17 protein-coding genes and 1 tRNA gene are annotated in these 22157 nt (G+C 61.1%); 10 read left to right on the forward strand and 8 right to left on the reverse strand.

The annotated features are described in order from the left end of the window. Positions 1–37: 37 nt before the first annotated feature. Positions 38–1540, forward strand: a complete 1503-nt coding sequence (locus ATE48_RS12445; RefSeq protein WP_066771988.1) for a flavin-containing monooxygenase — start codon at positions 38–40, stop codon at positions 1538–1540. Between the two features lie 54 nt (positions 1541–1594). Then, positions 1595–2854: a dicarboxylate/amino acid:cation symporter gene (locus ATE48_RS12450; protein ID WP_066771989.1), complete on the forward strand. Its 1260-nt coding sequence runs from the start codon at positions 1595–1597 to the stop codon at positions 2852–2854. On the opposite strand, the gene ATE48_RS12455 is transcribed toward ATE48_RS12450, so the two are convergent. From ATE48_RS12455 to aroA, 3 genes are all read right to left on the reverse strand, one after another. After that, positions 2851–3324 (reverse strand): hypothetical protein, encoded by a 474-nt coding sequence (locus ATE48_RS12455; RefSeq protein ID WP_066771990.1) that lies wholly within the window; start codon positions 3322–3324, stop codon positions 2851–2853. The genes ATE48_RS12450 and ATE48_RS12455 overlap by 4 nt on opposite strands. Before the next feature lie 56 nt (positions 3325–3380). Continuing rightward, entirely contained in the window at positions 3381–5669 is a 2289-nt protein-coding gene (locus ATE48_RS12460) for an ATP-binding protein (protein WP_066771992.1), read from the reverse strand. 97 nt (positions 5670–5766) lie between these two features. Further along, positions 5767–7083 (reverse strand): 3-phosphoshikimate 1-carboxyvinyltransferase, encoded by a 1317-nt coding sequence (gene aroA / locus ATE48_RS12465; RefSeq protein ID WP_066775009.1) that lies wholly within the window; start codon positions 7081–7083, stop codon positions 5767–5769. Positions 7084–7161: 78 nt separating this feature from the next. On the opposite strand from aroA, the gene ATE48_RS12470 reads away from it, so the two are divergent. The 5 genes from ATE48_RS12470 to ATE48_RS12490 all read left to right on the forward strand — a co-directional run bounded on the left by ATE48_RS12470 (position 7162) and on the right by ATE48_RS12490 (position 13737). Further along, the gene (locus ATE48_RS12470; protein WP_228126603.1) at positions 7162–7701 is read left to right on the forward strand and encodes a TIGR02300 family protein; all 540 of its coding nucleotides are present in this window, start codon (positions 7162–7164) and stop codon (positions 7699–7701) included. Positions 7702–7800: 99 nt separating this feature from the next. Further along, positions 7801–7876, forward strand: a tRNA-Ala gene (locus ATE48_RS12475). A 226-nt stretch (positions 7877–8102) separates the two neighbouring features. Further along, entirely contained in the window at positions 8103–9122 is a 1020-nt protein-coding gene (locus ATE48_RS12480) for an OmpA family protein (RefSeq protein ID WP_066771994.1), read from the forward strand. 245 nt (positions 9123–9367) lie between these two features. Next, a complete protein-coding gene (locus ATE48_RS12485) occupies positions 9368–11269 on the forward strand; it encodes a tetratricopeptide repeat-containing sulfotransferase family protein (RefSeq protein ID WP_066771996.1) in 1902 nt (633 codons plus the stop codon). A 29-nt stretch (positions 11270–11298) separates the two neighbouring features. Next, on the forward strand, positions 11299–13737 hold the full coding sequence (locus tag ATE48_RS12490) for a TonB-dependent receptor (protein WP_066772001.1): 2439 nt from the start codon (positions 11299–11301) through the stop codon (positions 13735–13737). Between the two features lie 38 nt (positions 13738–13775). On the opposite strand, the gene ATE48_RS12495 is transcribed toward ATE48_RS12490, so the two are convergent. Both ATE48_RS12495 and ATE48_RS19450 read right to left on the reverse strand, forming a co-directional pair. Then, positions 13776–14234, reverse strand: a complete 459-nt coding sequence (locus ATE48_RS12495; RefSeq protein WP_066772003.1) for a potassium channel family protein — start codon at positions 14232–14234, stop codon at positions 13776–13778. A gap of 66 nt (positions 14235–14300) precedes the next feature. Beyond that, the gene (locus ATE48_RS19450) at positions 14301–14480 is read right to left on the reverse strand and encodes a nucleoside transporter C-terminal domain-containing protein (protein WP_228126893.1); all 180 of its coding nucleotides are present in this window, start codon (positions 14478–14480) and stop codon (positions 14301–14303) included. Between the two features lie 178 nt (positions 14481–14658). Between ATE48_RS19450 and ATE48_RS12500 the strand changes: the two genes are divergently transcribed. Further along, positions 14659–16311 (forward strand): amidohydrolase, encoded by a 1653-nt coding sequence (locus ATE48_RS12500; protein ID WP_066772005.1) that lies wholly within the window; start codon positions 14659–14661, stop codon positions 16309–16311. Here ATE48_RS12500 and ATE48_RS12505 read toward each other — a convergent pair. Both ATE48_RS12505 and ctrA read right to left on the reverse strand, forming a co-directional pair. Then, on the reverse strand, positions 16306–17820 hold the full coding sequence (locus ATE48_RS12505) for a DUF885 family protein (RefSeq protein ID WP_066772011.1): 1515 nt from the start codon (positions 17818–17820) through the stop codon (positions 16306–16308). The genes ATE48_RS12500 and ATE48_RS12505 overlap by 6 nt on opposite strands. Before the next feature lie 78 nt (positions 17821–17898). Next, positions 17899–18621 (reverse strand): response regulator transcription factor CtrA, encoded by a 723-nt coding sequence (gene ctrA, locus ATE48_RS12510; protein ID WP_066772013.1) that lies wholly within the window; start codon positions 18619–18621, stop codon positions 17899–17901. Between the two features lie 309 nt (positions 18622–18930). Between ctrA and fliI the strand changes: the two genes are divergently transcribed. Continuing rightward, positions 18931–20250, forward strand: coding sequence for a flagellar protein export ATPase FliI (gene fliI / locus ATE48_RS12515; protein WP_066772015.1), 1320 nt, complete (start codon positions 18931–18933; stop codon positions 20248–20250). Continuing rightward, positions 20247–20669: a hypothetical protein gene (locus ATE48_RS12520; protein WP_066772017.1), complete on the forward strand. Its 423-nt coding sequence runs from the start codon at positions 20247–20249 to the stop codon at positions 20667–20669. Before fliI ends, ATE48_RS12520 begins: the two co-directional genes overlap by 4 nt. A gap of 615 nt (positions 20670–21284) precedes the next feature. Here ATE48_RS12520 and ATE48_RS12530 read toward each other — a convergent pair. Continuing rightward, entirely contained in the window at positions 21285–22091 is an 807-nt protein-coding gene (locus ATE48_RS12530; protein WP_066772020.1) for a MinD/ParA family protein, read from the reverse strand. Between the last annotated feature and the right edge of the window lie 66 nt (positions 22092–22157).

A 22157-nucleotide genomic window follows, 5' to 3' on the forward strand; every position in this document is an offset into this window, starting at 1 on the left:
CTTGACATGGCGTCACCTTGGGCGCGGGATTCAATCGATGAGCACCGAACATTTTGACGTCGTAGTTGTAGGCGCCGGCATATCAGGCATTGGCGCCGGCTACTTCCTGCAGCGTGACTGCCCAAACAAAAGCTACGTCATCCTCGAGAACCGCGCCGACATGGGCGGGACCTGGGATCTCTTTCGCTATCCTGGCATCCGGTCAGATAGCGACATGTTCACGCTCGGCTATTCATTCAAACCATGGACTGAAGAAAAGGCGATCGCTGACGGTCCGTCGATCCGGAAGTACGTGCACGAAACCGCGGCTCAGTACGGCATCGACAAGCACGTCCGCTATAAGCATCGCGTCGTCGGTGCGAGCTGGTCTTCCGCTGATCAACTTTGGACAGTGTCTGTCGAGCACGACGGCGTGCCCAAGCGCATCACCTGCAACTTCTTTCATATCTGCGCTGGCTACTACAATTACGAGGAGGGCTATCTGCCTCAATGGCAGGGCGTCGATTCCTTTAAAGGTCAGATCATCCATCCGCAGCACTGGCCGGAGGATCTGGATTATTCGGGTAAGCGCGTCGTCGTCATCGGTTCCGGCGCCACGGCCGTCACTCTCGTTCCATCGATGGTGGACAAAGCCGCGCACGTCACCATGCTCCAGCGCACGCCGACCTACATGGTCTCAATGCCCGCGCAGGATGCTCTGGCAAACTGGGGTCGCAAAAACTTGCCGCGTCAGTTCGCCTACGATCTCACGCGCTTTCGCAAAATTCTCTTCCAGCAAATCTTCTTCCGGCTCGCCCGCAATCGGCCCGCCAAGACACGTGAGCGTTTGCTTGGCCTCATTCGCGAGCAGCTCGGCCCCGATTACGACATGGAGACCCATTTCACGCCGCCCTACAATCCGTGGGAGCAGCGTCTCTGTCTCGTGCCGGACAACGACATGTTCCTGGCCATCAAGTCGGGCAAAGCGTCAGTTGCAACGGATCATATCGAGCGGTTCACCGATAAGGGCTTGAAGCTCAAGTCCGGCAAGGAGCTCGAAGCCGACATCATCATCACCGCGACCGGCCTAAATCTTCGCATGCTCGGCGGCGCCGAGATTTCTGTCGATGGCAAAAAGGTCGAGATCGGCAAGAGCTATACTTACAAGGGCGCGATGCTCTCTGATGTCCCTAACCTCGCCTTCGTGTTTGGCTACACCAACGCCTCCTGGACGCTGCGCGCCGATCTCATCAACGAGTACGTGTGCCGCCTGATCAATTATCTCGATCTTTATAAGCTCGCTTCGGCAACGCCGCGCGTGGGTGAGGGGCCGCGCGAGGAAAAGCCATTTGCCGACTTCTCGTCCGGCTATTTCGCGCGCGCCGAGCATCTCTTGCCCAAGCAAATGACCAAAGCGCCGTGGAAGCAGAACCAATCCTATGTCCATGACATGATGGACCTGCGCTTCGGCGGCTTAGAGGATGGAGTTCTCGAGTTCAAAAAGGCGGAGGCGCCTCGGGCTCAGCCCGCGACCACGCGCGAGGCCATTGCAGCGGAGTAGCGCTGCCGTGCAGCATCGGCTACGAGCGTCGATCTCGCTCTCCCGAGGTCACGCGTGAAGTTCATTTCCTTACTAGTGCTGGTGTCTCTCGTCGCCGGCCTGATCGCAGGCGCGCTGGTCCGCGCCAGCGGCGACCCCACCTTGCTCAGCATCAGCGGCATCATCGAGCCTTTCGGTGCGCTTTGGCTCAACACTCTGCGGATGACCGTCGTGCCATTGGTCGTCTCTTTGCTGATCACGGCAATTGCATCTGTCGCCGATACGGCCAAGACCGGTGGTCTCGTCGCTCGCGCCATTTTCCTCTTCACTGTGCTGCTGTTCTTCGCCGCGACCTACAGCGTCCTCGCAACAAATGGCTGGCTGGAAGTCTGGCCGCTGGATCGCGCTGCCGCCGACGCATTCATTGCCGGCGTTGGCGATCAGGCTGTGACGATCAGCGAGCCTCCGACCTTCGCCTCGTGGCTCCAAGGTTTGGCGCCTTACAATCCGGTCAAAGCCGCGGCCGAAGATGGCATGCTGGCGCTCGTCGTGTTTTCGATTTTCTTTGGCTTTGCCGCCGCAACTCTAGCGCCGGACATGCGCGCGCAAATCGTGAGCTTCTTTCGCGCTGTTTCAGAAGCGATGATCAAGATCGTGCAATGGGTGTTGCTCGCCGGGCCCGTTGGCGTGTTCGCGCTCGCGCTGGGCGTCGGCCTGCACGCCGGATTTTCTGCCGCTGGCACCCTGGCGCAATACGTGGTCATCGTATCGGGCGTCACTGCGGGTTCGACGTTGATCGCTTGGGTCATTGCCGTGACTTGGGGCGGACAAGCGATCTCTCGTTTCACGTCGGCCGCAACGCCTGTCTGGGCGATCGCCGCGTCGACGCAGTCCTCGTTGGCGTCGTTGCCGGCGATGTTGGACGCGGCATTGCGCGGGCTACAAATTGCCCCCCGTGTCGCCGATGTGATCCTCCCGCTTGCGGTCGCGATCTTCCGTTTCACCAGCCCGGTTGCAAATCTCGCCGTCTGCTTCTTCGTCGCACATCTCTACAATCTTGAACCAAGCTTGGTTCAGATCGTAAGCGCGGTGGTCGTGGCTTACGCCGTCAGCATCGCGGCCGTCGGCTTGCCCGGGCAAGTCTCGTTCATCGCTTCGATCGCGCCAATTTGTTTGGCGCTGGGTGTGCCGACCGAAGTGCTAGGCATTCTGATCGCCGTTGAGGTCATCCCCGACATTTTCCGCACGCTCGGAAATGTCACCGGTGATCTCGCTGCCACCTCCATCCTCGCGCGAAATCAGCCGCGCGAGGACGAAGGATCGCCGGCCCCTTAACCTCGGAACTGAGCGCATGCGTCGGCGTAGTGGCCTTCGATCTGCTCAATTCTTTCGGCTGAGCTCATGGCGGCAGTTGCGTCCGACTGCGAGAAGATGGCTGCGTCGCCTTGCGCATTGATGCGCTCGCCGATCGTGCGGCCGGCAATGCGGACTTCTTCCGGCATCAGCGCTTGAGCGACGCCCGCGGTGACACAGTCACAGAAGCCAGGTGACTCATATTGGTTGCACTGCGCGCGGTAGTAACGACGCGCGTCGCCCACGGCTTGATCACTCGCCAAGCTCCGCGCATCGTCGGTGTTGACCTCGCTTTGTGGTCCAAGGTTCCGCGCGTATGGGATTGGCGCCGAAGAATCCATCGGGGCGCCGCGCGCACCCTCCACAATCGGCTCATCCTTGACTTGGGCGTACGCAATGGCGCCGGCCGATACGCTAAGCGCCAGCACCGCCGCGACAACGAACTTTTTCATCGAACTGCTCCTTTGTGCGCACCAACGCGCACGAGGGCAGGGAGTTCACTCGGAACTCAAGCGGCGCTGCGGGATTCGTCGTTCGCCGGAACCGTGAGTTCCAGGTGCGGGCGCGTTGGCACGCGGAGCGTAAACGCTGAGCCTTGGCCAACGGCGCTTTTCAACGTCACGTCGCCGCCAAGCAGTCGCGCCAGGCGCCTTGTGATCGCCAGGCCAAGTCCTGTGCCGCCGTACGCACGCGTCGTTGTGGCGTCGGCCTGGACGAAAGGTTGGAAGAGCCGCGTCTGGGCGTCCGGCGAAATGCCGATGCCAGTGTCGATCACCTGGAAGGTGACCCAGTGTTCGTCACGCTCCGCGACGAGTTTGATCTGACCATCCTTGGTGAACTTCGCCGCGTTCGACATCAGGTTCAGCAAGCATTGGCTGAGCTTGAACCCGTCCGTCTCCAATTCGCTAAGCGCTCCATTCGTTTCGACCTGAATGACCGTGCCGTTTGCAGCGGCGGCCGGTTTCACGGTCGCGATCGTTTCAGCAATGATCGCGTCAAGATCGACGCTGTCCGCAGACACAATGGCCGCGCCTGCTTCGATCTTCGACAGATCGAGCACGTCGTTGATCATGGAGAGCAGGCGGTGCGCTGCGCCGTGGATGCGCGTTAGATCATCGCGATCTTGTTGGTCGCCGCGTTCGTCTGCATTTTCGATCAGCATTTCGCCATAGCCGATGATGGCGTTCAGCGGCGTGCGCAGTTCGTGGCTCATTGTCGCCAGGAATTGTGACTTGGCGACGTTAGCTTGTTCCGCCGTCGAGCGCGCGGCCTCCAAGTCTTGGAACGCACGCTTCAGTTCGACGTCACGGCGCTCAATCTCATCGAGGATGTGCCCCAGACGTTGCGTCGGGCCGAGCCGTTTGCCGCTGTCGTTCGCCGGTGAATCGGCGCCGCGGCGAGCCAAAATCTCCTCCGCGCGGCCCACAGCTCCCAGCATGGCGCGGCGGCTGCGATAGATTAGGAATGCGATCACAAGCAAGCCGACGACACAGCCGCCAGCCATCACCATCGCCAACGTCATCATGCGCAGCGTTTGGCTTTGTAGTTCAGATTGGATCGCCTGCGCCTCGGCGCGCGCCTCGGCCTGGGCGACTTCGCTTTCCATGGTCGCCCGCAGTTCGCGAACGCCGGCGTTGAAGCGCGTCGTTTGATTGCGCTCAGCCGCCTCATGTGCGTGCAGCATCGCCGCGAAAGCTTCTGCGTAACGGCCCTCCGCGTTCAGAATTTCCGGCTCGATGACGTCCAGACGCTCGGTCAAGCCGGGGTCGCCACGTTCGGCAGCCATGCGCCGCAATTCCTGCATCGAGGCGCGCGCTTCTTCGCCGTGACCGAGCCGCGCCAGTGCGTGAACCCGATACATCAGCACCCGGGTGATGTACTCAACCGGCGCGCCCTCGATGTTACGGCTTTCGTCGGCGCAGTGCAGCGCTGTCGGGTAGTCGCCAGCCAGGAAGTGCACGCGGGCGCACAGCATGCCGGTAAAGAATAGCATCGTTGGATCTGCGCCGTTGCTCACCACGTTGCGATGGATACGCACGAGACGGATCGATTCCTCGGCCGCGCCAGCTTGAGCAAACATGCCGGCAATGTTGTTGATGATGACGGCGCCATCGACCGGCCGGTGCGCCAGCGTGTCGAGTTCGACGGTGCGCTCCAAGTGGGTGAGGGCTGTTTCGTAATCGCCGACCCGCACTGAGTTGTAGGCCATCGCGTCATGCAGGCCCGAACGCAGCGGACGTGTCTCCGGCGTATCGGGCAGATGCAGCAGGCCGGCGCGTGCAGCTTCGAGCGAATTTCCGAACATGCCGAGATCGGTCAGCGCGTAGGCGCGCAGGCGTTCACCGGCGGCACGAACATACGGATCGGTGACGTTCGCCAGCGCAGCCGCAAGATTTGAGCGCGCAGCGACATAGTCTCCGCCCAAAGCGGGCGCATAAGCACGCAGAATGCCGGCCATCGCCGCAAAGCGCCGGCTCGATTGCACACGCGCTTCGCGTTCGAGTGCTGTTACTGAGGCCTCGGCAGCTTCCGCGTCCGAGGCGATATAGTCGTCCGCCGCCAGATCGTAGAGCAGCATTAAACGCTCATCGCCCTGCAGCGCCTGCGCCAACGCTACGCGCTGGTGTTTCACATCGTCCGTGATGATGAGATTGCCGGCCTCAATCCGGCGGGCGAGGGCCTCGCCGCGCACAATCCAGTCAGTTGACTGCGGTGTCTGTTGCTGAGCTTCAGCACTCTCGACAACGCAGTAAGCGCACACGCTCAAAAAGAGCGCGCGCAGGATCGATGCACGCATAGCCCCACACCTTTTATTTCGGCGCAGCATGCACAGATGTCGTTAATGGAGCGCCGTGAGAGGTTGGTGAAGTCTCGGTTAATCGGCCGAAACCTAGCTACAGAGCGACGATATCGGCGCCGAGATTTTGCATGAACGGTTCAAATCCCGGAAACGAGGTCGCGATCATGTCGGCGTCATCGACCGTGACCGGCTCCTTCGACGCCAATCCCAAGATCAGGAAGGACATCGCAATGCGGTGGTCGCCGTGGGTCCGAATCTCCGCGCCGCCGCGCACGCTTTTCGGTCCGCGGCCATTCACGACCAGGCCGTCCGGCAGCTCTTCTGCTTCGACGCCGCAGGCGCGCAGGCCTTCAACCATCAAAGTGATGCGATCGCTTTCTTTGACGCGCAGCTCCGCCGCGCCGGTAATGCGCGTTTCGCCGTCAGCAAATGCCGCGACTGCAGCTAGGATCGGAAACTCGTCGATCATGGCTGGGGCGCGCTTGGCTGGCGGCGACGCCCCGCGCAACTTCGAAGCCTTTACCACGAGATTGGCTATCGGCTCGCCGATCGGATCGCGCGTTTCCTCGTAAACAATGTTCGCGCCCATCTCGAGCAACGTCTCGAAGAAGCCCAGCCGTAGCGGGTTCACGAGCATGTCCTCGACGCGCACCTCCGACTTCCCGACGATCAGCGCAGCCGCCACTGGGAAGGCGGCTGATGACGGATCGCCAGGCACATAAATATCGACGCCTTTAAGCGCGCCTGGCCGCACGCGCGGATGCAGCGAGCCGTCGACTTCCACTTGATCGATGTTGGCGCCGAACACCTTCAGCATGCGCTCGGTGTGATCGCGAGAGCGCTCCGGCTCGACCAGCACGGTCTCGCCCTCGGCGTGAAGGCCAGCGAGCAGCACGGCCGATTTAACCTGCGCCGAAGAAACCGGTGAGCGGTAGGTGATGCCTTTAAGCGCCCCGCCGTGGACGATCAGCGGCAGCTTGTTTTGCGGGCTGTCGAACCGCGCGCCCATCTGGGAGAGGGGTGCGATGACACGGTTCATCGGCCGCTTGCGCAGCGATTGGTCGCCATCGAAACGCGCACTCAGTTTGTAGCTGGCCGCCGCGCCAATCAGCAGGCGCGCGCCGGTTCCCGAATTTCCGCAATCGATGGTTTCGGTCGGTTGGCTAAAGCCGCCTGCGCCATCGACTACCCAGATCCCATCGTCCATGCGCTCGACCTTGGCCCCAAGCAGCCGCACCGCCTTGGCGGTGTGATGGACGTCGTCCCCCTCCAGCAGGGATTCGATCCGCGTCCGCCCTTCCGCCAGGGCGCCCATGATCAGCGCCCGATGCGAAATGGACTTGTCCCCAGGGGGGCGGGCCGTGCCCTGCAATGGTCCGGCAAATCGCGCCTTTAGACGCATAGCGGCAATCTCGTCCGGAAGCTTGAAAACATGGGCGGGACAAAGCTTTTGACAGCCGGGCCCGATGGTGGCAAGCGAGCGCCCCGCATGAGGTGGGCCACCTTGTGTGAGCCGATGGAGAGCCGTTTGGGCAAGACTGATTTGGGCGCCAAGCAGAGCTGCCCTAGCTGCGGCGCGAAATTCTACGATTTGAACCGCCGTCCGGCTGTTTGCCCCAAGTGCACCACGAGTTTCGATCCCGCCGAGGAGGGTGTCCGCGCTCGCCGTGGCCGCTCGCGCGTCTCCGCCAACGATCCGGCGTATGATGACGATGAGGAGCTCGAAGATAAAAAGAAGGCCAAGGGCGGCGACGACGACGAAGATGAGGACGAAGAGTCCGAAGAAGCCGTCGGAATCGATGCCGAAGCCGACGCCGAAGTCGTCAGCGACGACGATGACGAAGATGGCGACACCAAATCCAAGGGCGGCGAAGACGACTTGCCAGAGGGCTTCTCTGAAGAAGAGGCCGACCTCGGCGATGACGCTGCCGATGATGATTCGGTGCCGATGCTCGAAGACGAAGAAGAGTTCCCAGAGGACGAGATCGGTGATCTCCCCGGGGGCGATGACGACGACGAGAGTCGTTAAAAGAAAGCGGTTCGCCGCTTGAACTGAATTGGGGTGGAGACTAGGTTCCGCCCTTCCCAAAACCGGGGTGCTTCGGCAATGCCGAGCGCAACGTGAGATGGGCCCTTAGCTCAGCTGGGAGAGCGCCTGCATGGCATGCAGGAGGTCAGCGGTTCGATCCCGCTAGGGTCCACCATCACCCATTTCACCGACTTGTATTGAGCGCGGTGCTCACCTTGCGTGCGGTTCGGATCCCTTTTGCGGAAAATCCGAAATCTCCTGCGCGGTTAGCCGCTTTGAACCGCCCCTTCGAGCGCTGTGGCGGCAAATCTTGGTTTCGGTTCGCGCAAAGGCAGAAACAAGCGGTTGGCCCCATCGCATGGGCATAGTCTGTCGCGCTTTCACCTAAGTGGAGAAACGTGATGAGCAAGACGATGCAGGCGATTGCGCTGGCGGCGTTGCTCGCGAGTTTGGCGGGCACGGCGAACGCGACAGAAGGTTGGTACGGACGCGCCGATGTCGGCTACTCCGTGGACGGTGCACTGAAGGTCGATGGCGGCGGCGATCTCGACTTCGACGACGATTGGATGGTCTCGGCGGGTGTTGGTTACGCCTTCCAAAACAACTTCCGCGTCGAAGGTGAACTCTCACATCGGCAAAATGATTTTGCTGACCTTGACGGCGACGCACGCGCTCTCGCGCTCATGGCCAATGTTTACTACGACTTCAACCGCGGCGGCCGGTATGAGCCATACGTCGGCGTTGGTGTCGGTGGCGCGCGCATCAGCACTGAAGGTGTGATCGGCCCGATCAGCTGGGATGATGACGCCACAGTGTTTGCGTATCAAGCGATGGTGGGCGTCGCGATCGGTCTGACCGATCGCCTCGATCTCGACGTCGGATATCGCTATTTCGTCGCCGATGGCGCCAGCGTGAACGGTCTGTTCAGCGGTGAAGGCAACGAGCCGTTCCAGTTTGACGCTGATTATGAGCATCAAGCGGTCACAGTGGGTCTGCGTTATCAATTCGCAGCCGCGGCCGCGCCTGCGCCGGTCGCTCCAACACCGCCGCCGGTTGCGCCGACACCGCCGCCGGTTGTTTGCCCGACGTCTGAGTTCGTCGTGTACTTCGAGTGGGATCGTTCAAACTTGAACCCCACTGCACTCGAAACCATTGACGCAGCAGTCAACCGCGCACGCCAGTGCAACGTTGGCGGCGTTGTCGTCGTTGGTCACACCGACACATCGGGTTCGACCACGTACAATGAAGGCCTGTCGGAGCGTCGCGCTTCGGTGGTTCGCGACGCCCTCGTGGCGCGTGGCATCGCCGCGGGCTCGATCCAAAGCCAAGCGCGCGGCGAAACCGATCTTGCCCGTGCAACGCGTGATGGCGTGCGTGAGCCTCTGAACCGCCGCACGGCGGTGACGATCAGCTTCCGCTAATCGCTGCTCGATAGAGCTAAGAAACTAAGCGCGGGCCCGGCCAAAAGCCGGGCCCGTTGCTTTTGCGTTTGAGCCGCAGTTTCTGACGGTTACGTAACGTCGCAGTTCGTTGCGTGGGCGGACTTGCTCGCTTTTTGATGCGCGCGCGCCACGGCGCCACGTCACCGGTCTCAATCATGCGCGTGTAGGCGTCACTATCGTTGACAGCACGCGCGACTGGTCATCTGGTTCCGGCCGGGAGAGACATGCAGGCCAGCGTTCCGAATAGGACCGGGTCCATACAGGAGGCGCTGCTTCAGGCACGGCGTCTGCTGCAGGACGATCCGTCTCTCGCGCTCGAACAATCCGAAGAAATTCTGAAGGCCAATCCGAACGAGCCGCGCGCTCATTTTATGCGCGGGCAGGCGCTCGCCTATATGGGCCGCCACCAGGAAGCAGCGGACGCCCTTCGCCGCGCCGGCGAGCTAGAGCCCGAAGGCCCGGCATGGCGCCTTCTCGGTGATCAACTCACCTTGCTCGATGACGCAGCAGGCGCCGACGCCGCTTATGCCCAATCGATCCGAGCCTCGGTTCGCGACCCTCACTTGATGCAAGCGGCGATCGCGCTCTGCGAAGGCAAGCTCGCGGTCGCCGAACAATTGTTGCGCCAGCACTTGCGCGCCAAGCCGACCGATGTCGCGGCCATTCGCATGCTTGCCGAAGTCGGCGCGCGCCTTGGCCGTTTCGAGGATGCGGGCAAGTTGTTGCGTCGTTGCCTTGAACTTGCGCCGAGCTTTCATGCCGCGCGCCACAATTATGCGATCGTGCTGCACCGTGAAAGCAAGTCAGTGGAGGCGTTGGCCCAGCTCGACGTGCTGCTGAAGGCCGACCCGGAAAATCCAAGCTATCAGTTTCTCCGCGCGGCTGCGCTTGCGCGCATCGGCGAATATGACGCCGCAATTGCTATTTATCGCGCGGTTTTGGCGAAGTATCCCAATAGCGCACGCGGTTGGCTGAGCTTGGGTCACGCATGCAAGACGGCCGGTCTGCGCACTGAAAGCATTGCTGCATATGAGCGCGTTATCACCGATGCGCCGCATTTTGGCGAAGCCTATTGGAGCTTGGCCAATCTCAAAACCCACCCATTCGGCGATGCAACCGTTGCCCGGATGAATCAGCAACTCGAACGCGCTGATCTTGGTGACGAAGATCGCTTCCACATACATTATGCGCTCGGCAAGGCATACGAAGACAAGCGCGACTTCGAACAATCGTTCAGGCATTACGCCGAAGGCGGCCGCATTCGGCGCACCGGATTGGACTACAGCGCCGACGAAACCACAAAGGCAGCGCGCGATCACGCGGCCTTGTTTACGCGCGCTTTCTTCGACGCGCACAAAGGGCAGGGCTCGCAAGCCGTCGATCCGATCTTCATCGTGGGATTACCACGCTCTGGCTCAACTCTGATCGAACAAATCCTCGCCAGTCATTCGATGATTGAAGGCACCATGGAGCTGCCGGATATCATTGCCATGGCCAAGCAACTCGGTGGTGGCAAAGTGCGCGGCGGCGCCTATCCATCAATCTTGGCCGGGATGCAGTCGGATGAAATCAAGGCGCTTGGCGAGGACTACATCGCGCGAACGCGCGTGCAGCGCAAAACTAGCCGGCCGTTCTTTATCGACAAGATGCCGAACAACGCTCAGCACGTCGGTTTCATTCATCTTATCCTGCCCAACGCCAAGATTATCGACGCCCGCCGTCATCCGATGGGGGCGTGCTTCTCGGCGTTCAAGCAACACTTTGCGCGCGGCCAAGCCTACACGTACGACCTCAATGATGTCGGCCGTTACTACGCAGACTATGCTGAGCTTATGGCGCGCTTCGACGAAGCCGCGCCGGGGCGTGTTCACCGCGTGCTTTATGAGGACATGATCGAGAACACAGAAGCTGAGGTGCGGCGATTGCTGACTTACCTTGGCCTGCCGTTCGAGCAGGGTTGTCTCGAGTTTCACACCAACACGCGCGCTGTTCGCACCGCCAGTTCGGAGCAGGTGCGTCAGCCCATCTATTCCGGCGCCGTCGAGCAATGGCGCCACTATGAACAATGGCTGCAGCCATTGAAGTCGGCGCTTGGGAGAGCCGCCGACGAGTATCCGCAGCACTGACTGAACTGGACCGATCGAGGGGAGCGAGTATGGCGAAGCAAACGAAGCAGGGGCAACCGAAGCGGCTGGCCTGGCATGCAATTTTATTCGCCACGACGGCGCTCAGCGGCGCGGTCGCTGCGCCTTCGGCCTTCGCACAAGACGAAGAAAGTGCGGTGGGAGACATTGTCGTCACCGCTACAAAGCGCGAAGAAAACCTGCAGGACGTGCCGATCAGCGTGCAAGCGCTCGGCGCCGAGCGTTTGGAAGAGCTGGGCATCACCGACTTCGAAGAATATGCGCAACACCTGCCGACGCTGAGCTATTCGCCGAGTTATGGCCCCGGCTACAATCGTCCGTTCATGCGCGGCGTTGCGAGCGGTGAGAACGGCAACCACTCAGGTTCGATGCCGAGCGTTGGCACCTATCTGGACGAGCAGCCGATCACGACCATCGTAGGCAACCTCGACATGCACCTCTATGATGTCTCCCGCGTTGAAGTGCTCGCGGGTCCGCAAGGCACGCTCTACGGCGCCAGCTCCCAATCCGGCACGGTGCGCATCATTACCAACCGCCCGGATGCGGATGCTTTCAGCGCCGCCTACGATCTTGAATTCAACGCGACGCGCTATGGTGGTTACGGCCAAGTTGGCGAGGGTTACGTCAATATTCCGCTGGGCGATCGCGCCGCAATCCGTATCGTCGGGTGGGCCGAGCACGATGACGGCTACATCGATAACCGCCTCGGGAGCCGGTTCTATGAAACATGCGACTTCGATGTTGGATGTCTCGGCTCCGGCCCGACGGACGAGAATTCCGACGTCGCCGATCAGAATTACAACACCACCGATACCTTGGGCGGCCGCATCGCGCTCGGGATCGATCTCAACGATAGCTGGACGATCACGCCGCAATTGATGGGGCAGCAACAGCGCACCGACGGCGCATTCGCCCAGCAAAGCGATGTTGGCGAACTCGCTGTCATGCACTTCTTCCCGGAATGGAACGAAGACAGTTGGATCCAGGGTGCGCTGACGATCGAAGGTCAGATCAACAATTTCGACCTCGTGTTCTCGGCTTCGCGCCTTAGCCGCGATGTCGATTCAAACCAGGACTACGCTGACTACGGCTATTTCTACGACGTCTTCGCTGGCTACGGCTGCTATTACGTCGATAACGCCGGCGCTGGCAGCATCTGCGATGTCGCGACCGGCGGCGCGCGTCTCGGCAATCCGATCAATCCCGGCCAGCAAGTTGGCGGCAACGATCACTATGATCGCGAAACCTATGAATTCCGCATCGCGTCTCCGGCCAACAGCCGCATCCGCGCGATTGCCGGCATCTTCTATCAACTCTCAGAGCACGAAATTCATCAGCGTTACTATTTCTCCGAGGATTTCCGTGACGACTACGAAGTGACGGGTTGGGCGGACACGATCTGGCTAACAGAGCAAACCCGGACCGACGAAGAGCGCGCCTTGTTCGGTGAGCTCTCGTTCGATTTCACCGATAGTCTGACGGCCACAATCGGCATGCGCGCCTACGAGACCGAAAACTCGCTGGTTGGTTTCTTCGGCTTTGGATCGGGCTTCTCCGGCAGCACCGGTGAGTCGCAATGCTTCGGTGGTCCGTTCCGCGGCGCGCCGTGCACCAACCTCGATGCATCGACGTCGGAAACCGGTCAGCTTTATCGGGCTAACCTCGAATGGAACATCGACGAAGATCGCATGCTCTATGCGACGTATTCGGAGGGTTTCCGTCCTGGAGGCATCAATCGTCGCGGTTCGTTCGGACCTTATCAGTCGGACTTCCTCGACAATTACGAGATCGGTTGGAAAACCGATTGGGCCGACGGGCGCTTGCGCTGGAATGGTGCGATCTTCCACCAAGTGTGGGCTGATTTCCAATACGCCTTCATCTCGACCGGCAGCAGCGGCCTCACGCAAATTCAGAACGCGGGCGATGCCGAGATCGACGGCATCGAGACTGACGTGACGTGGGTGCCGTTCGATAGCCTGCGCATCAATGCCGGCGCGACCTGGTTGTCGACTGAGCTCACGAGCGCGGAGATCACTGGTACGCAAGTCGGCAGTGAATTGCCGGTCTCGCCTGATCTCAAGTTCGACTTCACCGCCCGTTACGAGTTTACGCTCGGCAATTGGGAGGCCTTCCTTCAGGGCGGCGCGACGTATGTTGGCGAGCGTCAAACAAGCATTCTGACGCTTGGTCCCGATAGTGACGCAGAATTGCTCGGCACGCTGCCGGAATATTGGATCGCCGATATCTCCGCCGGCATCGAACAGAATGGTCTCAGCATCACGCTATTCATCGACAACTTGTTCGATGAACGCGCGATCAATGGCCGTTACACAGAGTGTGCGGTGGGCACGTGCGGCGCACCGCCCCTCGGCGACGCGCTGGAGGGCACATTCTACGATGTCGTCTCGCGGCCGATGACCGCCGGCGTGCGCTTTGGCAGAAAGTTCTGAGCTTAGGCGGCTGGGCGGAACGCCCAGCCGCAACCGGCCTAGTGCTCGAGCCATTCGTGCTCGAGCAACCGCAGACGCGACGTTACGCTCATCAAGAACGCCGTCGACCACGCAATAAGCACCAGGCCATTTACGGCCTCGATCGCGCCGAGCACGCGCCAGTTCACGCTGAGCGTTAGATCGCCGAGTCCGAGCGTTGAGAAGCTCACTGTTGAAAAATAGAGCGCTTGTTCGAAGGTCGCGAACTCACCCAGCACCCGATAAAGCACTGCGTAGCACCACACCTGAACCGTGTGGGTTGCGAAGATTCCAAATACCACCAGCAATATCATGCCGGCCTGACGCCACGCCGCCTCGTGCGGCCGCAACCGCGTGTGCGCGCCGCTCATGAGGCGCGTTAGTAGCAACAATCCGAAGAAGTGCTGTAAGGTCGTGAGGGCGACCATCAGCGTGGCCACGCCGAGATTTAACACAAGTTGTGACAACGGCACTTCCATGCGCCTCACCTTGACCCTGCGTCGCGCCACTCGCGTTGATCGTGCGCAACGCGACCCTTCAATCTCCTAGTCGAGGATCGCTGCGGGGAGGGCCGCGACGATGGCTGCCGTCATCAGCGTCGCCAGAAAGCCCGGTAATAAGGCGCGCCACGCCAAATGCAGGATCTCGGAGGCCCGTTCCGGCATCAGCACAGTCGTCCCCCCGGTCATGATGCCGCCAAAAGCTACGTTCGCAAATCCGCAGATTGCGTAGGTTCATCACTCTCAAAAACGTCTCCGGTGACGGCGACATCACCCAGGCGGATTTCATCTTCGGGCCGTAAGGGCGAAACTGAGGTTGCAGAGCCGGTCTTGGTCCTTCTTCGTTTGACGCCTACGCCACGATTGGGCACGCCTCCGTCTGCTCCACGGATAGGGGAACGCCATGCACCTTAGTCGCCGTCATTTCGCGCAAGCCTCGCTGGGTGCGCTGATCGCTGGATGTGCGCCGCGCGGCGCGCCGGACCTAATCATTCATGGGGGGCCAATTTATACAGGCGCGGGCGCTGCTAAGGCGGAGGCTATTCGGGTCAAAGACGGGCTCTTCGCGGCCGTTGGTTCTCGTGCTGATGTAAGCGCCAACGCGCGCGGTGCGCGCGAGATCGATCTTGCAGGCGCTGCGGCGTTTGCGGGGTTCACGGATTCTCACGTTCATCTTACGGGCGTTGGAGCCGCCGCGTTAATTCTCGATCTCGTCGGCGTGACGTCGATTGTGGATTTGCAGACGCGCTTGCGCGCGTATGCCGCTCAGCACCCGGAAGGTCCGATCCATGGCCGCGGCTGGATCGAGACGCATTGGCCAGAGCAACGCTTCCCAAATCGCGCCGACCTTGATGTGATCGTATCTGATCGTCCGGTCTTCCTCGGGCGCGTCGATGGTCACGCCGCAGTTGTGAATAGTGCTGCGCTTCAGCTCGCGCAGATCGATAACAACACGGCCAATCCTTCAGGCGGCGCAATTCAACGCGATACATCCGGCGCCGCGACGGGCATGTTGATCGATAATGCGATGGACTTGGTCCAGCGCGTCTTTCCTCCCATGACGCCGGCAATGCAGCGCGAAGCCTTGCTGCAGGGCGCCCGCATTTATGCGGCGCGCGGCTGGACCGGCGTTCACAACATGAGCACGTCGCTTGCCGAAGCGCAGTTGTTCGAAGAGTTCGCCGCAAACGGTGAACTGCCGCTGAGCGCCGATATCTATCTCACGCCGGATGACGGGGAGATCGTCCTGCAGCGCGGTCCCTACGGCGAAGGCGCCGTAAAGGTGCGCGGTATCAAGATGTATATTGATGGCGCCCTGGGCTCGCGTGGCGCTGCGTTGCTTGCGCCTTATAGCGACGCGCACGAGTCGAGCGGTTTGCTGGTCATGCCCATTGAGCAGATCGGCGACATCGTGCGGCGCGCGCGCGAGAAGAATGTGCAAATTACCACGCACGCCATCGGCGATCGCGGCAACCGTTTGATGCTCGATGCTTATCGCGATGCCTTCGCCGATAGTCCTGAAGCGCTACGCAATGCGCGCTTCCGCATTGAGCACGCGCAGATCATCGATCGTGCCGACATTCGGCGCTTTGCCGCTCAAGGCGTCATTGCATCGATGCAGCCGTCACATGCGATTAGCGACCTTTTCTTCGCGCCTGCGCGGCTTGGACCACAACGTCTTGCCGGCGCCTATGCCTGGCGCGCGCTTTTGGATTCGGGCGCCATGATTTGCGGCGGCACCGATGCACCCGTCGAGAAGGGCGATCCGCTGATTGAATATTACGCTGCAACCTATCGCCACGATCTCACCGGCTTTGCCGGGCCGGATTGGCATCAGGAGCAAGTCGTTACGCGCAGCGAAGCGCTTCGAATGTTTACCTCGGCGGCTGCGTTCGCGACCTTCAGCGAGAATGAGCGCGGCGCAATTGAAGTTGGCAAACGTGCTAATGTCAGCGTGTTCTCGGTGGACCTCATGACCGCCGAACCCGCTGCGATCCCCACAGCAACGCCGCTTCTCACGGTGAGCGACGGTCGCGTGACGCACGAGGCCTTATAGGCTGAACGCCACCCGCGCTGCCTGTGCCAGACCTGGCGGGGAGAGTGGCCCACGCAGCAGCATGGCCGCGTGAAATGCGCGAGCATCGAAACGTCCGTTAGCGCCCCGCCGCATTCTCCCGCGTATCTCAGCAATGCGCATCGCCGTCAGTCCCTGAGCCGCAGCGACTCCCGGCTGTGCGCACATGCGCAACACATCTTCTTGGATGCTGACGAAGGCCATGCCATCGCCCTGTAGTTCACGCAGTTCCCGGATCGCGCGTTCGCGACTCCAGCGCATCACGTGAATGCCGGTGTCCGCTACGACGCGTCCGAAGCGAAACAGCATCCACTGCAGATACCCGATGCGGCTTGCGGGATCGTCTGCATAGACGCCAGCTTCGTCGGCTAAACGTTCGGCGTAGATTGCCCAGCCCTCGTTGTAACCGCTCGCGTATCGCGTCTGGAGGGCCGGCGCTGGCGCCTCGCGTTCGGATGACGCCTGCAGGATGTGGCCGGGCACAAGTTCGTGAAACGCGACGCTCGGCAGCGTCCAGCGCGGTCGCGACCGGATGGCGCCGAAGTCGACGTGATACACTGTGCCCTCACGCCGTCCCGCCGCGCCACCCGCTTCTGCTTCCGGAGGCACAAGCCGTACGTCCGCTTGCGTGTCCGCGCCGGCAACTACATTGCGGAGCAATGGCCGAACGCGATCTAGCGCCGCATTCATTTCTGCAACTGCTTGCCCTTTGCCCGCGGCGTCATTCGAATAGAGCCGCCGCTCGTCTAGCGCAAAGGTACGTAGACGTTCGCCAACGCCGCCGCGCGTCAGACCTTGCCGCCTCAGGAGGGCATCCACCTCGCGTTGCAAGCTGCGGCAGTAGGTAAGCGCGCGGTGATGCGCGGCGCGGGGCGAGATTTCTTCGCCGAGCTGAAACTGCAGCGACAGTGCGTAGTAGTCCTCGCCTCCTGGCAAAGTCCAAAGTCCGCCTTGATCCGCGGATCGAATGCCGGACGTGATCCATTCCAATGATCGATCGCGCACTTTGCGGAGCGCACTGATCTGCCGTGTCATAGATTCTGCGACGGACCCATGAGCACGTGAAGAAGCTGCATCAACGGCGTTGATCGCGGCATCTAAGACAAACACTGGCGCTACGGCGCCCGCTTGCGCGCCCGCCGCTAGCTCTTCGGTTTCGCGGTCGATCGCCGCGGCATCGGGGTTTGCGCTTCGATATGCGCCGTAGCGATGTGTCACTACATAAGGCGTTCCATTGCGTCCCCAGGGCGAACTGGCGATAAGCCCGTCAGCCCAGGATCCTTGCGCCACCGCTTCGTATAGGATCCGATCTTCGTCGCTGAGCGTCCCTTTATCGAACGCGGCGATCTGAATTGCGCGTTCGCGCCGGTCTGCATTCGCGAGCGCTATCGCGAGTGAGCGAAAATCGCCGCTGGAATTGACGACGTCAGCGTGCGCTGAGCTGGCTAAAAGCGTGCCTATGCCAGCGAGAAGGATAGAGCGGCGATCCATTGCGCCGACCTTAAACGAACAGCGGCCCATGCGCATCCGCATGAGCCGCTGTGGCGATTCAATTCTAGGCGAGTGGCTTTAGGCCGCTGCAACACCGCTGGTGACGGTGGCCGTCGCGCCGGCTTCCTGCGGATCGCGGAGCACGTAGCCGCGGCCCCAGACCGTCTCAATGTAGTGTTCGCCGCCCGTGGCAGCCGCCAGCTTTTTGCGAAGCTTACAGATGAACACGTCGATGATCTTGAGTTCCGGCTCGTCCATGCCGCCGTAGAGATGGTTCAAGAACATCTCTTTCGTCAGCGTCGTGCCTTTGCGGAGCGAGAGCAGCTCCAGCATTTGATATTCTTTGCCCGTCAAGTGGACGCGCTGACCATGAGCTTCGGTCGTCTTCGCGTCGAGGTTGACGACGATGTCGCCCGTTTTGATGACGGAATGAGCATGGCCCTTAGAGCGGCGGACGATCGCGTTGATCCGCGCGATCAGTTCGTCCTTGTTGAAGGGCTTGGTCATGTAATCGTCGGCGCCGTAGCCGAGGCCACGGACCTTCGTGTCGATGTCGGCGGTGCCGGAGAGGATCAGGATGGGGGTATTCACCCGCGCCACCCGGAGCTGCTTTAGCACGTCGTAGCCGTGCATGTCGGGCAGCGTCAGGTCGAGTACGATGATGTCGTAATCGTAGAGCTTGCCGAGATCGATGCCTTCCTCGCCGAGGTCGGTCGAGTAGATATTGAACCCTTCGGACTTGAGCATCAGCTCAATGCCCTGCGCCGTTGCGCTATCGTCTTCGATCAACAAGACTCGCATCAAATGCTCCCCGTCGGCGCAAGGGCCGCACACAGTTAACTCACAGAATCGATGGCAACGGTTTAATCTTCGTTAAAATCGCCAAACGATTCTTACTTTGCTGGTGTGCTTACCTAAGCGCTGCCGCTCCAATCAGCTCCCGTTAACCCTTAGAATCTGATTTGGAATCGCATGTCCACCGCTTGTGTGTGCGAAACTGTCAGCCACAAGCCCCATGAAATGAATCGCATCACAAACGAGCCTTGGTGAGATTCAGATTTCGCTAACCATACCAGCCGAAAGAAGTGTGAGGAAATTTTCGCACGCGCGATGCCATCACTCCTTTCTAAACTTGCTGAAGAGATTCACGCACTCGATCCGCGCCGCTTTGAGGGGCGTGTTACCGGCTTGTCGGGTGCTCTCGTTGAAGTGACAGGCCCAGTTGAGGCGCTTGCGCTTGGCGCGCGCGTGACGATCTTTGGACACACGACAGCGCGTGGCGAGATCGTCGGGTTCCGCGGCGACCGCGCGCTCATCGCGCCTTACGATTCGATTGAAGCGATCCGGCCAGGCGCGCGTGTGGTGTTGGAAGGTGCATCGCCGATGGCGCGGCCCTCGCACACTTGGCTCGGCCGCGTCATCGATTGTTTTGGAAATCCGGTCGACGGCGAGGGGCCGTTGCCGCAAGGCATCAAGCCGACGCCGGTGCGCGCGCCGCCGCCTTCCGCACATGATCGCTCGCGCGTGGGCGGGCGGCTCGATGTCGGCGTTCGGGCGCTCAATATTTTTGCTGCTCTTTGTCGTGGCCAGCGCATGGGCGTGTTCGCAGGCTCCGGTGTTGGCAAATCGGTGCTGATGTCGATGCTGGCGCGCGGCGCCAACGCCGATGTGATCGTGATTGGCTTGGTTGGCGAGCGGGGCCGAGAGGTCAAGGAGTTCATCGAGGACACGCTGGGCGAAGAAGGCCGCCGCCGTTCCGTGGTGGTTGTTGCGACGTCCGATGAAAGCGCAGCTCGCCGGCGGCTTGCGCCCCATATGGCGTGCGCGGTCGCCGAGCACTTTCGCGATGAGGGGCTCGATGTTCTGCTGCTGATCGACTCGGTCACGCGCTTTGCCATGGCGCAGCGCGAAATTGGCTTGAGCGTTGGTGAGCCTCCGACCACGAAAGGTTACACGCCATCCGTGTTCGCGGAGCTTCCGAAGCTGTTGGAGCGGGCCGGTCCGGGGCGCGAAGGCGAGTTGGGATCGATCACGGCGCTCTTTACCGTGCTTGTCGATGGCGACGATCACAACGAGCCGATCGCCGATGCGGTGCGTGGCATCTTGGATGGTCACATCGTGATGGAGCGCGCGATCGCCGAGCGCGGACGCTATCCGGCGATCAACGTGCTGAAGTCGATCTCGCGTTTGATGCCGATGTGTCATACGGCCGAGGAGAACAAGCTTGTCGCGCGCGCCCGCGAAGCCTTGAGTCTTTATGGCGAAATGGAAGAGCTTATTCGCATCGGCGCTTACAAGGCGGGCGCGGATCCGCAAGTCGATGAGGCGATCCGTGTGCGGCCGGCGGTTGAACGTGTGTTGACGCAAATTCGCGATGAACAATCGAGCATCGAAGAGGGCTTCGCGATGCTAGCTGAGGCCCTGCAATGAAGGCGTTCCGGACACTTCTAAAGGTCGCCGAGCGTGACCTTGAAACATTGCGCCGCGCGCTGGCGGATCAGATCACCAAGGACGCGAACGTCGTTCAGCGCATCCATGGTCACGAGCAGACTGTGCGCAATGAGCAAATGTTGGCGCAGCGCGACTATGAATCTGCGCGAGCCTATGGCGGCTACGCGGTGGCGGCCCAGGCAATTCGCAAGGCGCTGGATGCTGAGCGTGTTTTGATCAATCAGGAAATCGATCGGCTGCGCACCTTGATTGCCGAGGCGCATACAGAAGTGCGCAAGTTCGAGCGGTTGATTGAACTCGATGAGCAGCGGAGAAAAGCTGCGGCCGAGAAGCGCGAGAACGACGAACTCGACGAGATGGCGACCTTGCGAGCGGGGCGCGCGTCGCTGCAGCGTTGAAGGCGGTGCGTTTGGCGTCGCCACGCTGACGCGGCGACGTTCTGATTGTCCAAAAATGTGAGATGCGAGCTTAAGAGCTGTTGACTGACCGCGGCTCTGGCGTGGACGCATCATGCGGCGCGACTTCACTTGGTCGCGTGATCCTGAGCGCGAGCAGGCGTGTGACGCCATTGCGGACGCGGCGAAACAAGAGCGGCGCGCGTAAACATCAAGATTGCGGGCGATTTGAACGAGGCGCGCCAGGCGCTCGGTTAGGCTGCCGCCATTTCATGAAGCGGCGTTGGCGCGCGCCGGCGCTTGAACCCAATTTATTGCGTGGGGTGTTGCGGCGCTGAAGACCTGGGCGCGTGTAGGCGCGCCAGTGTCGTATCAACATCGGCGTACGCTGGAACCGCGCCGCGCGGATTAGCAACAGATTGTGCACGAGATACGTCAGCTTGAGCACACAAAGAGTGTCGCTCCGGCGAAGCGATGATTGGTGATGGGTTGCGGTGTGCGCATGGGCGCGATTGTGTGCGCCTTGCAAGCCCTGAGGATAGATTTTTCTCGGCGCCTCGATAAGCCGGAGAAATTTCAGAACATTGTGTTGGGTAGCTCCGGAGGCGGCGGCCTCAATCAGCTCGCGTTCAACGTCTCGACGATGCGGATGACGTCTTCGTAGGCTTGGCTCTGCGGGTGCCGCGTCGGCAGCGGCGTTTGTGCGCGGATGGAATCCGGCACGCGCGGGTCGCGGGTGATGGCGCCGGCGAATTTGGGCTTGAAGCCAAGATATTCGTTACAGGCAAGCGAGAACTGATCGAAGACTTTGCGGCCTTTGACGCGGCTCTCGGCCATGTTGACGATGACCCATGGCGTCACTTGTGAGCCTTGCAAGCGTAGTAGCTTCACCATCGCGTAGGCGTCGGTGAGGGCTGTGGGCTCTTCGGTGGTGACGAGGATCAAGCGATCGGCGGCGCGCGCGAAGCGCAGCACGGTTGGATCGATGCCGGCGGCCAGATCAAGGATGACGCGGTCGTAGTGTGGCGTGAGGCGCGTCAGACCATTAGCGATGCGCGCCACTTCTTCGAGCTTGACCGCGCCAAGCGCGCCCGAGCCCGAATGACCAGCGATCAAATCGAAGCCGCCATTGCGTCCTGGACCACCCATGACGGGGGTGACGGCGGATTCCAGTTCGAGGAAGCCGCGGACCACGGAATGCACGTCCGCCGTTGGCCGGACGCCGAGCTGAACGTCGACATTGGCGAGCCCGAGGTCGCAATCCACGAGGAGTGTGCGTTGACCGGCGCGGCCAAACGCGATCGACAGCATCGTTGAGAGCCACGTCTTGCCGACGCCGCCCTTTCCAGAGGCGATCGCGAAAACCGGCGCCGCGCGCGTGCGCGGCAACGGCTGATCGTTAATGGCGGCGTTTGCGCCTGTCATGCCACCGGTATGCGCCGTAACGATTGCGGAGGCGTTAGCGCCGGTGGATGTTTTGGTAACTAGAGC

It is taken from the genome of Candidatus Viadribacter manganicus (assembly GCF_001679665.1).
Classification (GTDB): Bacteria; Pseudomonadota; Alphaproteobacteria; order Caulobacterales; family Aquidulcibacteraceae; genus Vitreimonas; species Vitreimonas manganica.